The following is a 13,925-nucleotide window of genomic DNA, read 5'->3' as shown; positions in this document are numbered from 1 at the left end:
CAGGTCAGAACCTGAACGGGCCGACCCGTCCGGATGTGGCTAGTGCCACGCGGCTTCCGCCGCCAGCCCGGCTCCAACACCCCGAACAGGACCGTTTCTCCATGACTGACAACAACAACTGGTACATCGAGCACTTCGAGCGCACCGGCTCGGCCATCGGCTACCGCCTGACCGGCAAGCTGGACGAAGTGCAGTCGCCGTTCCAGAAGATCGAGATCTTCGCGACCAGCGACTGGGGCAACCTGATGACCATCGATGGCGCCATCATGCTGACCAGCAAGGACAACTTCTTCTATCACGAGATGATCAGCCACCCGGTGCTGTTCACCCATGCCGCGCCCAAGCGCGTGGTGATCATCGGCGGCGGCGACTGCGGCACCCTGCGCGAGGTGCTCAAGCACCCGGGCGTGGAGAGCGTGACCCAGTGCGACATCGACGAGCAGGTCACCGTGATGGCCCGCAAGCACTTCCCGGAACTGTGCGAGTCCAACGACGACCCGCGCGCCGAGCTGATGTTCGATGACGGCGTGGCCTACATGGCCAACTGCCCGGCCGGCAGCGTGGACGTGGTGATCGTCGATTCCACCGATCCGGTCGGCCCGGGCGAAGGCCTGTTCAACAAGGCCTTCTACGAGAGCTGCTTCAAGGCGCTCAAGGACGACGGCATCCTGGTGCAGCAGTCCGAGTCGCCGCTGATGCAGCTGGACCTGATCAACGAAATGCGCACCGAAATGGGCAAGGCCGGCTTCGGTTCGTTCAAGACCCTGCCCTTCCCGCAGCCGTGCTACCCCACCGGCTGGTGGAGCGTGACGCTGGCGCGCAAGGGCCAGAGCAGCTTCGACTTCCGCCAGGCCGATTCGGCCTCCAAGTCGTTCGATACGCTGTACTACACCGCCGCGCTGCATACCGGCGTGCTGGTCACCCCGCCGTTCGTCGCGGCCGCCCTGAAGGGCTGATGCGTTGGACGCCGACCGTTGGTCGGCTCTGCCGGTGGCCTGTGGCCCAACAAAAACCCGCGCTGGCAACAGCGCGGGTTTTCTGTGTCCGGTAGTGCCAGGCCGCTGACCGGCCCCCCAGGCAGCAAGGCCTCAGATCGCCCAGATCCCCGCGATCACCGCCACCACCAGGCCCCACTTGATCACCTGGTAGGCCACCACACTGCGCTCGCGCAGCGCCTTGGCCTTCAGGCGCACCTTGTAGACGCCGCCAAAGGCCTTGTTGACGCCACCGGTAGGATCGCCCGGCAGGTTCGGCGAGGCGCCACCGGCCAGCAGCGTGGACGCCACCGCACGGTTGAACAGGCCCGGCAGGCCGAAGCGCAGCGGGCGGGCGATGTCGCAGAACAGGATCACCCGGTCGTCCGGCGTCTCATTGTGCGCATGGTGGATGTAGGTTTCATCGAACATCATCCACTCGCCGTCGCGCCAGCTCTTCCTGATGCCGTCCACTTCGATGTAGCAGGCGTCATCGTTCGGCGTTGCCAGGCCCAGGTGCAGGCGCAGCGAGCCGGCAAAGGGGTCGCGGTGCGGGCGCAGCTCGCTGCCCGAAGGCAGCTGGGCGAACATCGCCGCGCGCACGTCCGGCAGCGACTCCAGCAAGGCGGTGGTCTTCGGGCACAGCGTCCTGGCCGACGGGTGCGACGGGCCGTACCACTTCAGGTAGAAACGCTTCCAGCCGCGGCGGAAGAACGAATTGAAGCCGGCATCGTTGAACGTGCTCGACGCAGCGATCTTGTCCGCATCGCGCAGCGCCAGCGCTTCGTCGCGGATCATCTGCCAGTTCTCGCGCAGCGGTTCGAGCTGCGGGAACGCCTTGCCCGGGTCCAGGAACGGCGTGGTCGGGACCTTGGAGAACATGTACATGATCACGTTGATCGGAGCCATGAAGCTGGAATGGTCCAGCAGCTGGCGCGACCAGCGCGCACGCACCTTGCCGCGGTAATGGATGTACAGCACGCAGGCGATGAACAGCACGGCCAGCACAATCTTGATCATCAGTGTTCCTCCGGCAGGGCCGGACCTGAAATGGGGGGACGGGGCACGGGAGAATCCGGCACCGGCAAGGCGGCAGGGGGCGGGGACGTGCCGTAGAGGGGCGGCCGCCGATGTCGCAATCAACAGCGTATGGTCGGCAGCGCCTGCGTCGGGGTCAAGCGGGCCTCGCCTCCGGTTCAGCGTGCCGGGGGCCGACAGCGCCCTGGACTTGGCCGATGTGCAGCGCTGCCGACACCGATCCGCATCCGGCGCCGGGCCGGCGCGCGCCCGATGCCCCCTGCGGGCGGAGGCTGCAACCGGCTGATCCACAAACGATTTATTTCCAATTGAGACATTTTTGTCCGCGTCTGCGTGACGAACTGTTCTACGCCCGCCTACGACATTTCTCCGACAAACGCTGGATTGGTGTACTCGCCAGTACTAAAATTAACGAAATCTTTAGTTCCCGCCTTAGACAGCAGCACCGGTACGCCTGACGCATCGCGCCGACCGCCGGGTCGCCCAGACCCCCATGAACAATTTCGTCTCCCCGTGTGTCGATGACACCGCCCCCGCCGAGCTGCTCAAGCGCGGCGAACGCCTTCTCGAACCCGACGTCTACCGCACCTGCCTCAACGGCCAGCCGGCGGTGGTCAAGGACTACACCCGTTACCGCGGCACCCCGCTGTCGCTGCTGGCGCGCCTGCTGGTGCGCCGCGAAGCGCGCATCCTGCAACGCCTGAGCGGCTGGAAACACGCCCCGGCCCTGCTCGGCACCATCGGTGGCCTGGCCCTGGGCATGGAGTTCATTCCCGGCCAGACGCTCAGCGCCGCCCAGTCGGTGGGGGTCGAGGTGTTCGAACAGCTCCAGTACGCCCTCAGCCGCCTGCATGCGGCCGGCATCACGCACAACGACCTGCACGGCACCAATGTGATGGTCAGCGGTGGCGTGCCGGTCCTGGTCGACTTCACCTCGGCATGGCGCAGCCCGCGCTGGCTGCCGGTGCACCCGGTCTCGCGCCAGTTGCGCCGCAGCGACATGAAGAACCTGCTGAAAATGCGCCAGCGTCTGACCGGGCTGAAGCCCACGCCCTCACAGGCCGCGCTGGTGGCCGACCCGCGCTGGGTGGCCAGCCTGCGTGTGGGCTGGAAGCGCTTCTATCGCTGGTTCAAGTCGGCCTGAGGGCCGGTTGCCGGGCAGCGTCTGGCGTTATGAGCTGCCGGGCAGGGCCCGGCATTACAGCGCGTCGGCGTCGAGCTCGCCGGTGCGGATGCGCACCACGCTGCCGAGGTCGTACACGAACACCTTGCCGTCGCCGATCTTGCCGGTGCCGGCCGCCTTGACGATGGCCTCGACCACCTCGTCGACCTGGCCGTCAGTGACCGCCACCTCGATCTTCACCTTCGGCAGGAAGTCGACCACGTATTCCGCGCCGCGGTACAGCTCGGTATGGCCCTTCTGCCGCCCGAAGCCTTTGACTTCGGTCACTGTGATCCCGGTGACGCCACGCTCGGCCAGCGCTTCGCGCACGTCGTCGAGCTTGAACGGCTTGACCACCGCCATGACCATCTTCATCTGCTGGGCTCCTGTATTTCCGGCGAGCGAGGATAACGCCTGTCCGCCGGTGAACGCGATGCACCCGTACCGGTGCCGGCGCGGTCGCGGCGGATTATCCTTAGCGTATACCCTGCGGAGCACAGCATGATCGACCTCAACCATCTGGATGACCTGGCCCGCCGCCTGAGCGACATGGTCCCGCCGGGCCTGCGCCAGTCCCGCGAGGAACTGCAGGCCACGTTCAAGACCGCCCTGCAGGCCGGGCTGGGCAAGCTGGACCTGGTCACCCGCGAGGAATTCGACGTCCAGCGCGCCGTGCTGCTGAAAACGCGCGAGAAGCTGGAAGCGCTGGAAAAAGTCGTGGCCGAGCTGGAAGCACGCGACCCGGCACCGCCGACCGCCTGAGCCGACGCGCTTGCCTACCCGCGGGCGCGGCAAGCGCTGATGGACGATGCCGGCGTGCCCCGCCATCGTGGGCGGCATGGCCGATGACTGGAACGCACGCAGATGAGCCTGGCACTGGTGCACAGTCGCGCCCGTGCCGGTGTCAATGCGCCTGCGGTGCGCATCGAAGTGATGCTTACCGGTGGGCTGCCGCACACCCAGATCGTCGGGCTGGCCGCTGCCGTACGTGAATCGCGCGACCGCGTGCGCGCCGCGCTGCTCTGCGCCCAGTTCGAGTTCCCGCAGCGGCGCATCACCATCAACCTGGCACCGGCCGACCTGCCCAAGGAAGGTGGACGTTTCGATCTCGCCATCGCGTTGGGCATCCTCGCCGCCAGCGGGCAGATCGATCCACGCACGCTCGACGGCCATGAGTTCCTCGGCGAACTCGCGCTGACCGGGGAACTGCGCGGCGTGGACGGCGTGCTGCCCGCCGCGCTCGCCGCCGCTGCCGAGCAGCGCGCCCTGGTGATTGCGCCGGCCAACGCCGCCGAAGCCGCCCTCGCCGCGCATGCCGATGTGCGCGTCGCGCGCACCCTGCTGGAGGTCTGCGCCGGCCTCGATGGCCGGTCGCTACCCGCCGCGACGTTCGCCTTCGCGCCCGCACCGGCCAGCGCCGACCTGCGTGACGTGCGCGGGCAGCACCAGGCGCGCCGCGCGCTCGAGGTCGCCGCCGCCGGCGCCCACCACCTGCTGCTGCTTGGCACGCCCGGCTGCGGCAAAACCCTGCTGGCCTCGCGGCTGCCCGGCATCCTGCCACCGCCCAGCGACGCCGATGCGCTGGAAACCGCCACCGTGGCCTCGTGCAGCGCCCACGGCATCGATCCGTCACGCTGGCGCGAGCGTCCGTTCCGCGCGCCTCACCATACTGCGAGCGCGGTGTCACTGGCGGGCGGTGGCTCGCATCCGCGCCCCGGCGAAATCTCGCTCGCGCACAACGGCGTTCTTTTCCTCGACGAACTGCCCGAGTGGAGCCGCCATGCGCTGGAAGTGCTGCGCGAGCCGCTGGAATCCGGGCACGTGGTGGTCACCCGGGCCGCACGCAGCGAGACGTTTCCTGCCCGTTTCCAGCTGATCGCCGCGATGAATCCCTGCCCCTGCGGCTGGGCCGGGGACCGCAGTGGCCGCTGTCGCTGCAGCGCCGATGCCATCGCCCGCTATCGCGGCCGCGTTTCCGGCCCGCTGCTGGACCGCATCGACCTGCACGTGGATGTGCCACGACTGGAACCCCGCGCGATGCGCGACGACGCGCCGGCCGGCGAAGACAGCGCCAGCGTGCGTGCGCGCGTGATCGCCGCACGCGCCGTGCAGCTCGCGCGCGGCGGCATGCCCAACGCACAACTGCCACCGGCATTGCTCGCCATCCACTGCCGGCTGGACAGCAGGGAGCAGGATCTGCTCGAAGACGCCGTCGAGCGCCTGCAGCTCTCGGCACGCTCAATGCATCGCATCCTGCGCGTGGCGCGCACTCTCGCCGATCTGGAGGGCAGCGCCGCCATCGGCCGCGCGCACCTGGCCGAGGCTATCGGCTACCGGCAGCTTGATCGGCAGGGGACGGGCACGTGACCACCGCGTTGGCGCCGGAGTCACAGTTCTCGGCCAATGCCAGGCGCTTGCCCACCCAGTAGCCGCCGACGACCAGACACCACGCGAGAGCTGCCACGCCCACCACAACGTACTGTTGTCTGTTCTTCATCCGATGAATTCTCCTGTGTCCTGCGACCGAGAATAACGCCATTCTCCTCGTGAACGTGAGACAGGGGGGCGCGAATCCAAGTGGCGCTCACCGATGGCCTGCCCCATGCCGGCCGCCGGACCGCCAGGGCGCGTGTGTGATGCGGCGCGCTCAGGCGAATGCGCGCGTCGGCAGCGCGTACGCAACCAGCGCCACCAGCAGTGCCGGCATCGTGAGCAGCGAGGCGACCGACCAGCGCAATGCCTTGCGCGACGATGCATTGGCCCGCTCGACGTTGCCGGCCAGAAACTGCGACGACACGCGGCATGCATGGATGGATGGTTGCCACGATACCGGGCGGGAAGAAGATCACAATGATGCCGAGGACGGCCCGCTATCCCACAAACCGCATCAGCCGATGCAGATCCTTCTGGTGCACCGTCAGCGCATCCAGGAACAGGTTCGCCACGGCACGGGTATCGCGCCCGCGCGCGATGGCCTCGCGCTGCAGCGTGCGCGCCACGGCACGCACCTCGGCAGGCACCCGCGCGGTGTCCTGCGCGGCGATGCGCGTACCGGCCACCAGCCACCCGGCCACGTGCGTCGCCCATGCCGCGTTCAACCCGGCAACGATGCCGGGGTGCCGCGCCTCGTTGCCCAGCCCGAGGTTGAACACGGCCACGCCGTCTTCCCCTTCGGGCAGCGGCACCCACGAATCCGACCGTCCCAGATGCATCGAACTGGGAGCCAGGCCATTGGCGTGCAGGAACGTGCTGCAGCCGAAGCACGACGCCAGCTTGTGCGTGTTCCTGCCCAGCCCCAGTTCGAACGGACGCCCATCGGGGAAGTTGCACCGCACCTGGGCCACCGCCCAGACCATGCCGTGGCAGTAGCCGCAGACGTGTCCGCTGCCGTCCCACGTGGCGATGCGCGCCGCGGATTCGGTCGAGCCGGCCTGCTTGGGCAGTTGCCTGGCCTGTTCCAGCGTCCATGCCGGGTCGTCGTAGTGGATCAGGCCATGCCCGGGCACGCGACGGTTCCAGCGACCGCCTTCATCCGCATACGGAATCAACCGGCGTACCGAGCTGATCACCAAGGGGTTGGTGTTGTCGGGATGATCGACGATGCCGTAGTACGCCCCGAACTCGGCGTCGAGGTTCTGTTCCATCAGCGGATCGTTGTCCAGCAGCTCGGTGATGCGCTGTTCCACCTCGGGCGTCCACTGGATCTGGCGCCGGGCCTGCCGCGCTGCATCGTCGCCGTGCGGGCGCGAGACGGCCGCGATCGCGATCTGGTGGCGGGCCGGCTCGTAGCGCGGGCTCTGGCCGACGCGCACCGTATCGGTGTGGATGCCGGTCAGTGCCACCAGCCGCTCCAGCACCGCCTGCAGTGCCTGGATGCCCTGCTCCACCTGCGCGGGCGGATCGGCCGGGTCCACATCCCAGCACAGCACCACGCCCTGTCGCAGCGCGTCATGCAGGAAGCCGAGAAACACGCAGCCGAAGATCACGTCCGATTCCAGCCGCGCCTGCGCGGCGTCCTCCGCCGCCAGGCCCAGCGGCCTGCCATCGATGATGCCCATCCTGCTCCCTCCTCCGTGGACAAGGCAGGTCGCGCGGCATCCTCAAGGGGTGGGGAGACCGCGCGCCTGCACCGCACTGCGCAACGCAGGCACGGCAGGCACAGCGTGGCAGCACAGGGCAGGCGTCACGGTGCAGCCTGTTGCAATTTCTTGACCGCCGGTAGCCGCCTGCGCTGGACAGGCGCGCAACGCGGTCGCACCCTGTCCGCATGCGCATCCAACATCTCCTGCTGCCGGTATCCGACCCCGGCTCCGTCGCCCGCTACTTCAGCACCGTACTGGAGCTGGACACCGACGCGGACCAGGTCCGCATCGGCTGGAGCACGCTCCAGCTCGAACCCGCCGGGGATCGCCCGGTGGGCGGCGTGCATCTGGCCTTCACCGTGCCGCACAACCGCTTCGTCGCGGCCACCGCCTGGCTGGACGCGCGCGCGCAGCGGCAGCGCGACGCCGAGGGGCGCGAGCACTTCGACTTCGGTGGCAGCTGGGATGCCGAGTCGATCTATTTCACCGGCCCGGACGGGCTGATTCTGGAACTGATCGCGCGCCGCCGCCTGCCCGCATCGGCGCGGACCGGCATCTTCCACGGCAGCGAAATGACCTGCATCAGCGAGGTCGGCCTGCCGGCGCTGAGCGTGGAGGCCATGCAGGCCCAGGTGGAGGCCACGTTCGGTCTTGCACCGTTCTCTACGCCTACACCGCACTTCGCGCCGATGGGCGATGACGAAGGCCTGTTGATCATTGTCGATGCCACGCGCCGCTGGTTCCCTGAACAGCGCGCGCTGCCCAATGCGGATTGCATCCAGGTGCATCTGGGCGGGATCACACCCGGCGCGACGCTGGGTGACGCGGCGCTCGGCTGGCAGCTCCGCAGCGAGTGACGGCGCGCTGAAACATGAAGCCCCGCGTCATGCGGGGCTTCGCAGGCGAGCATGGCCGGAGGCCATCACTCTTCTTCGTCCTGCCCACCCTGCTGTTGGTTCTGATTGCGCTGCTGCTGTTCCTGCTGTTGCTGCTGCTGTTGATTGCGCCCGCGTTCCTGGTCCTGCTGCGGGGTCTGATTGCGCTGCTGTGCCATGTCCGGTCTCCGGGTGCCGCAGGCGGAATGCCGCGGTCGGGACCATGCTGTGCAGAGGGAGGTTAACGGTGCGTGGCCGTTTTCATACAACGGCGTCAATTCGCCTGCCTGCGCGCCACGAAACGCGAAGAACCCTTGCGCCACAAGGCGTGTCCACGGCTGATCACCCCTTGCCATGTCGTCATGCCCGGCGACCGCACACGTGCTGAACAGGGCCGCGGTCTCCGATCCGCACCGGCGTGAGGGACCAGCCGTTGCGCAGTCGCGTCATTTCAATTGATGCCGCATTGGGTGAAGCACAGATCAAGAGATGAAACTGTTGAAAATCACGCCCCGTTCCTGCGAGCTTCATCGCACTTCCAAGGCTCGAGTGGCTACAACTCTGCACCATTCGAAAGGCTGCACTTTCACGTGTTGACGCTATCGAACGCGCCACGCGATGGTGCACGACATGCACGCCGTCACCGCTCCCCACCCGCTCGGCACTCTCGCCACCATCCGCCAGGGACATCCCTTCCGCGGCGCCATCCGTGCCATTGCGGAGGGCGACGTGCAGGTGATCCAGTTGAAGGACCTCACCGTGGATGCACTGCGTCCCGGCGTTCCGCTTCTGCGCACCGTAGTGCGCGCCCGCAAGACACCGGACTGGGTGCGCGATCAGGACATCCTGATTGCCGGTCGAGGCAATCATCCGCTGGCCATGCTGCTGCGTGATCCTCCTCCTGCCACGCTGTGCAGCCCCCATCTGTACGTGCTCCGGGTCGAGCAACCGCAGCAGGTGCTGCCGGCGTTCCTGGCCTGGCAGCTCAACCAGCCGCCGGCTCAACAGTATCTGCGCCGGCAGTCGGCAGGGTCGCGGCAGCGGAGCATCCGCCGCAGCGTGCTGGACCAGTTGCCGGTGCAGGTGCCGCCCTTGCCCCAGCAACAACGGATCATTGCCCTGGCGCGCCGTGTACGCGATGAACAGGCGTGTCTGGAAGCCCTGATCCGCAACCGTCAGCAACAGTTCGCCGCCGTCGCCGCGGACGTGCTGACCGGCGTGATCGCGTGAACGCGATCCCCGCTGCCCGTGGTGCAGGTCCCCATGCCACGCTTGCCGCCCTGACCTCGGCCTGCGACACGCTTGGCGACGCCAGGGACAGGCAGGCCACGGTTCACCTGGTGCTGGCCCTGCTGATGCTCAAGATCGCCAGCGACAACCAGGCACTGGCGAGCACTCCGGTCGCCAGTGCGCTGTCACCGCTCGACTGGAGCCCACTGGCGCCCGGTGCCCAGCAGCTCGACGTGCCCGCGAACGCGCGCTTCGAACGCCTGCATCGGCAACGGTTCGTGGCCGGTAACCGCCAGCGGCTGTTTGCTGCCCTGCAGGACCTGGCAACCGCCAATCCAGCTGCGCTGGCCGGCGTCCTTACCCCACTGCGGCTGGAGGCCGCGCTGCCGCCCGGTCAGGATCACCAGGAGGCGGCCCTGTCACACCTGCTGGGTCGCATGGCGGTGCCGGCGCTGGACTTCCGATGCCTGCGCGGTGGCCATCGCGGCGATATCGGCGCAGCGGTGGATCGCCTTCTGGACCGCACCGCCAGTTCGCCTGCCGAGACGTCCGACGGGCACGTACCCGACCCGCTGGCGCACCTGATGGCCGCATTGCTGGACCCTGGCGAGGACGACACGATCTGCGATCCCGGCAGCCGCAGCGGCGCACTGCTGCTGGCCTGCGCACAGTGGGCGCGCACGCACCACGGCGCCTGTCGGCACGTGGTGTACGGGCGGGAGCGCGACCAGGTCCAGTGGGCCCGCGCCCGCATGCGGCTGATGCTGCACGGAGAAGACACTCACGGCCTCATCCGCGGCGAGCCGCTGGAGCAACCGCTGGCGGGCGACGGTGGTCCGCAACGTGTCCAGGTCTGCCTGTCGCGGCCGGCCTTCGACCTTTCTTGGAACCCGACGATCGCGGCGCGCGACCCGCACGGACGATTCGCCTTCGGCCTTCCGCCACGTCAGCGCGGCCACCTGGCCTGGATCCAGCACATGCTGCACGCGCTGGACCCGCAGCAGGGACGCATGGCGATCGTCGTCCCGCATGGCGTGCTGTTCCGCAGTGGCGAAGAAGCCGCCATCCGCCAGCGCCTGCTCGACGCCCACCTGCTGGAGACGGTGATCGGTCTTCCCGACCGCCTGTTCGCCGGGCAGCCGGTGGCCACGGCGCTGCTGGTGCTGCGCCGAACGCGCGACGACACCGATGTCCTGTTCATCGACGCACGTGGGGCCGCGTGCCGCGGCCGGCGTGGCCCGAAGCTGCCGGCCGACCTTGTGGCACGGGTCATCAGCACCTGCCAGCAGCGGGTATCGCTGCCGGGATTCTCCCACCGTGCAACGCCCGACGAACTGGTCCGGCACGAGGGCTCGCTGAGCATCGCCCGCTACCTCGCCGACGCCCAGGACACCGCACCGGCCGACACGGCTGCCCTGCGCGACGAGCGCAGGGCACTGTGCCGCACCCTGTCGCAGATCGGCCAGCATATCGACGCGGACCTGCGTGGGCTTGCACCTGACCGGCCGTGACACCGTTGCGTGGGCGCGGTGGCAAAGGGGCGCGTGCCGGCGGTGAGGGGGTATGGATTGATGCATGCAATCAAGATGCGAAGATCAATCTGGAACCAGTTCGAACCGGCGCGATGCGACGGCAGGAATCGGAATGATGCACACAACAGGCATGGCGCAGCGTCGTCCACACTGCGTCAATGCCGCCTTCTTCCCACTCCCTCGACACGCTGGTGCAGCGCTCCGCATTGGGCTGGATGCTGCACCTTGGCTGGCGCTATCTGCCGCACGATCGCCGGCATCGGCAGGACGGCAGCGTGCTGACGCACCGGCTGCGCCGCTACCTGCAGGTGTTCCGCTTCATCCACGGCGCGGGTGACCGGCCGTTGTCGGAGGCCGCCATCGAGCAGGTCGTGGCGGCGGTGCTGGTCGCCGCCACCGGCGACATGCCGAGGCTCCTGCATGGCCTCACCGTGGAGGACACGCTTGCAGATGGCGAGCGCATCAACGTCGCCGTGCCCCTCGTGAACTGGGAGGATGTCACCGCCAACTGCTTCGATGTCCGTGCCAACGTGCCGCTCGGCTCGTCACCGTCAGGTGCCCCCCGGTCGCTGGACCTGGTGGCCTACATCAACGGCGTGCCGGTGGCGCTGATGGCCTGCAGTGGGCGCGATGCCTTGGGGCGATGGGCGCGCGATGACGACGCCATCGCACGCCACCTGGGCGTCCAGCGGGGGGCCACCACCCGGGCGCTGTACGACGTCGCGCAGGTGCTGCTTGCACTGGATCGGCGTGGCGGCCGTTATGCCGCCGCGGGAACGCCGGCAACCGGTTGGCGGCGCTGGCAGGAACGCCCCGCGCGGCCATTGCGTACCGGGCGGTTGGTGGTGCGCCCGAGCGTGCAGGCGGCGCTCGCGCGCGATGGCCTGCACGGCATCGGTGATCCGGTGCTGCGAGGCGCCCATGCGGGGCTGCTGCGCGGGCTGATGGCCCCAGCCCGGCTGCTGGCGCTGTTGCGGTGCTTCACGCACATCGGGCCTGACGGGCAGCGGCATATCGCCCACGCCGGCCAGTTCGGCGCCGTGCAGGCGGTCCTCTCGCAGCTGCGCACCCACGATGCGGGCGGGCGCCGCAACGGTGGCCAGGTCTGTCTGTCCAGCGGCAGCGGCCTGCGCTTGACCGCGCACTGGCTGCTGGACGCACTGCGGCAGGACCCACGGCTGCGTGGGTGCCGGGTACTGCATGTGGCCACCGGCCCTGCGGTGCGCATCGACCGGCACCGAAGCGCCGCCTGGCCGGTGCCACCTCGGGTGGGCTCGGCCACCCTGGCGCGGTTCCTGCTGGGCGATGAATCCGGTCCGGTCAGTGCCAGCCTGCATCAGGTGCTGCGGGTGCAGCGCGAACTGCCCGCCGACGATGGCGGCCACGCGATCGTGCTGTGGATGGACTCCGGTTTCTGGTCGGCAACAGCGGCAGCGCGCGCGCGGTTGCGCGCCGCACTGCCGCGTTCGGCCTGGGTGACACTGGCGTCTCTGCCCGTGGCGGCATCCGTGGGCGGCGACACCTCGGACCAGCTGCTGTACGTCTACAGCGCTGCCGACGCAGTGGATGACGGGGTAACCGTGCCGGTGTTCCATGCGTCGCGCGCCGATGCGTGGCCGGAAACAGCGGGCGACAGCGCTGCGGCAGGCACCGCACGCGTCGTTGGCATTGCCAACGACATTGCCCGGCACCATGCCGAACAGACCCGCTGGGCCGAGCGCGATCTGCTGGCGCGCGTGATCGTGCGCGATGAACAGCGGTCGGCGTACCAGGCCGCGCTGCGGCGCGCCGTGCACGTGCGCGGCATCGTGCCCGACACCCGCCCCCGTTCCGTGGGAGAGGCCGGGGTGGAGCTGGTGGCCGCGCACATGCCCACCGTGCCGGCGCGGGCCAGACAGGCGCTGCTGTATGTGGATGCGATGCTGTCGGCGCAGGCGCTCGCCGCTGCGATCTCCACCATCAATGCGCCGCATGCGGACAAGCACCACGCGGTGGTGATCGACTATCAAGGCGTGCCGAAGGACGCCGAACCGCTGGTCGCGGCAGCCACGTCCCTGGGGGTATGGCCCCTGCAGTCCACCGACACCGCCAGCGCCGGCCTGCCCCGGCTGCACGCCCGCATGTGCGCGCCAGTGGCAGGCGACAACGGCCGAGACTTCCATGCCGCGCGCCGCCGTCTGGCGCCGTCACCTGCCGGTGCGCCACCCGTCCCGGCCGTCGCGCGGTCACGGCGTCTGTTCCACGAACGCGTGACCCGGTTCGGCGAATCGCTGCAGGCCGCGCAGAGCACGTCTGCCCCTCGTCCGCGTGGCGATGCCGATGGCGTCGACGATACCGGTGCGCAGCGCTACGCACGCGACCTGCACTTCTGCTCGGTGCTGCGCGACGCCGTCAACGCCGCGGCTGCCGACGATGCCGGCTACACACCAGCGGACATCCGCATCCGGCATTGGGCGCGCCACCACGTACCGGAAATCCGCGAACCCTTGATGGACTACGCCACCCTGCGCGAGCTGGAGCAGGCGGCCACGCCGCCCGAGGCGGAGCGCGACGCCGTGGCCACCCTGTATCAGCGGCTGCTCCGCGAGGGCGACGTCGCACTGGCCGGCGATCCCTTCGCGCGCCGTCAGTGGGATGCGGCGTTGGCGACGGCGCTGTCGGGTCCTTCGGCCTATGGTGAGCTGTTGGCCGTCGCCGCGGCCTGGGCGCAGAACGAGCGCCCCGATCTGCCCGCAGCGCTGTCACCCGCGCGCGGGGTCCGTGCCTGCTATGGCGTGCTGAGGCTGGCCCTGGAAGAGTCCATCGCCGATCCGGAAGCCGCCCCGCTGCTGGCGCTGGCCGAAGAACTGGACGCCGTGGTGCAGAAGGTCCGCCGTGAGTTGCCGCGCCTGCCGCACCTGTTCCGGGTGGCGCTGCACCGGTGCCTGCATGCGCGCGTGACCTATCTGGTCGGCCCGGTCGGGGCGGACGCCGTGCTGGCAGGCCTGATCGAGGTGGCCCTCACCCTGCCGGCCGACGCGGCGCCATGACCG

Annotated in this window: 13 protein-coding genes; 8 read left to right on the top strand and 5 right to left on the bottom strand. The window is 69.0% G+C overall.

Going from position 1 to position 13,925, the window contains the following annotated elements; genetic code table 11:
• Positions 1-101 precede the first annotated feature (101 nt).
• The gene (gene speE / locus ACPEH1_RS00600; protein WP_017355131.1) at positions 102-956 is read left to right on the top strand and encodes a polyamine aminopropyltransferase; all 855 of its coding nucleotides are present in this window, start codon (positions 102-104) and stop codon (positions 954-956) included.
• 132 nt (positions 957-1,088) lie between these two features.
• Here speE and ACPEH1_RS00595 read toward each other — a convergent pair whose 3' ends face one another.
• Positions 1,089-1,994 carry an aspartyl/asparaginyl beta-hydroxylase domain-containing protein gene (locus tag ACPEH1_RS00595; RefSeq protein WP_165699813.1) on the bottom strand — a complete coding sequence of 302 codons (906 nt, stop codon included), beginning with the start codon at positions 1,992-1,994 and terminating at the stop codon, positions 1,089-1,091.
• 511 nt (positions 1,995-2,505) lie between these two features.
• Between ACPEH1_RS00595 and ACPEH1_RS00590 the strand changes: the two genes are divergently transcribed.
• Positions 2,506-3,156: an RIO1 family regulatory kinase/ATPase gene (locus ACPEH1_RS00590; protein ID WP_017355129.1), complete on the top strand. Its 651-nt coding sequence runs from the start codon at positions 2,506-2,508 to the stop codon at positions 3,154-3,156.
• A gap of 54 nt (positions 3,157-3,210) precedes the next feature.
• Here ACPEH1_RS00590 and ACPEH1_RS00585 read toward each other — a convergent pair whose 3' ends face one another.
• The gene (locus ACPEH1_RS00585) at positions 3,211-3,549 is read right to left on the bottom strand and encodes a P-II family nitrogen regulator (protein ID WP_017355128.1); all 339 of its coding nucleotides are present in this window, start codon (positions 3,547-3,549) and stop codon (positions 3,211-3,213) included.
• A 126-nt stretch (positions 3,550-3,675) separates the two neighbouring features.
• On the opposite strand from ACPEH1_RS00585, the gene ubiK reads away from it, so the two are divergent.
• Both ubiK and ACPEH1_RS00575 read left to right on the top strand, forming a co-directional pair.
• Positions 3,676-3,936 (top strand): ubiquinone biosynthesis accessory factor UbiK, encoded by a 261-nt coding sequence (gene ubiK, locus ACPEH1_RS00580; RefSeq protein ID WP_017355127.1) that lies wholly within the window; start codon positions 3,676-3,678, stop codon positions 3,934-3,936.
• 102 nt (positions 3,937-4,038) lie between these two features.
• Positions 4,039-5,541, top strand: a complete 1,503-nt coding sequence (locus tag ACPEH1_RS00575) for a YifB family Mg chelatase-like AAA ATPase (protein ID WP_423715061.1) — start codon at positions 4,039-4,041, stop codon at positions 5,539-5,541.
• A gap of 280 nt (positions 5,542-5,821) precedes the next feature.
• Here the strand turns inward: ACPEH1_RS00575 and ACPEH1_RS00570 are convergent, their stop codons facing one another.
• Together ACPEH1_RS00570 and ACPEH1_RS00565 are read right to left on the bottom strand one after the other, a co-directional pair.
• Entirely contained in the window at positions 5,822-5,971 is a 150-nt protein-coding gene (locus tag ACPEH1_RS00570; protein WP_262072151.1) for a hypothetical protein, read from the bottom strand.
• A 73-nt stretch (positions 5,972-6,044) separates the two neighbouring features.
• A complete protein-coding gene (locus ACPEH1_RS00565) occupies positions 6,045-7,232 on the bottom strand; it encodes a hypothetical protein (protein ID WP_423715060.1) in 1,188 nt (395 codons plus the stop codon).
• A 209-nt stretch (positions 7,233-7,441) separates the two neighbouring features.
• Here ACPEH1_RS00565 and ACPEH1_RS00560 point away from each other — a divergent pair, with 209 nt between their 5' ends.
• Positions 7,442-8,113, top strand: a complete 672-nt coding sequence (locus ACPEH1_RS00560) for a VOC family protein (protein WP_423715059.1) — start codon at positions 7,442-7,444, stop codon at positions 8,111-8,113.
• A 65-nt stretch (positions 8,114-8,178) separates the two neighbouring features.
• On the opposite strand, the gene ACPEH1_RS00555 is transcribed toward ACPEH1_RS00560, so the two are convergent.
• Positions 8,179-8,310, bottom strand: coding sequence for a hypothetical protein (locus tag ACPEH1_RS00555; protein ID WP_017355718.1), 132 nt, complete (start codon positions 8,308-8,310; stop codon positions 8,179-8,181).
• A gap of 451 nt (positions 8,311-8,761) precedes the next feature.
• On the opposite strand from ACPEH1_RS00555, the gene ACPEH1_RS00550 reads away from it, so the two are divergent.
• From ACPEH1_RS00550 to ACPEH1_RS00540, 3 genes are all read left to right on the top strand, one after another.
• Entirely contained in the window at positions 8,762-9,361 is a 600-nt protein-coding gene (locus tag ACPEH1_RS00550) for a restriction endonuclease subunit S (protein ID WP_136004659.1), read from the top strand.
• Complete coding sequence (locus ACPEH1_RS00545) at positions 9,358-10,872, top strand: HsdM family class I SAM-dependent methyltransferase (protein WP_423715058.1); 1,515 nt, start codon at positions 9,358-9,360, stop codon at positions 10,870-10,872. Before ACPEH1_RS00550 ends, ACPEH1_RS00545 begins: the two co-directional genes overlap by 4 nt.
• Before the next feature lie 179 nt (positions 10,873-11,051).
• Entirely contained in the window at positions 11,052-13,922 is a 2,871-nt protein-coding gene (locus tag ACPEH1_RS00540; protein WP_423715057.1) for a type I restriction endonuclease, read from the top strand.
• The last annotated feature ends 3 nt before the right edge of the window (positions 13,923-13,925 follow it).

Origin of the sequence: Stenotrophomonas sp. NPDC077421 (assembly GCF_049545505.1) — a bacterium.
GTDB classification, from domain to species: domain Bacteria; phylum Pseudomonadota; class Gammaproteobacteria; order Xanthomonadales; family Xanthomonadaceae; genus Stenotrophomonas; species Stenotrophomonas nematodicola.
The sequence above is the reverse complement of the archived record's forward strand: the minus strand, read 5'-3'. Positions and strand labels throughout refer to the sequence as shown.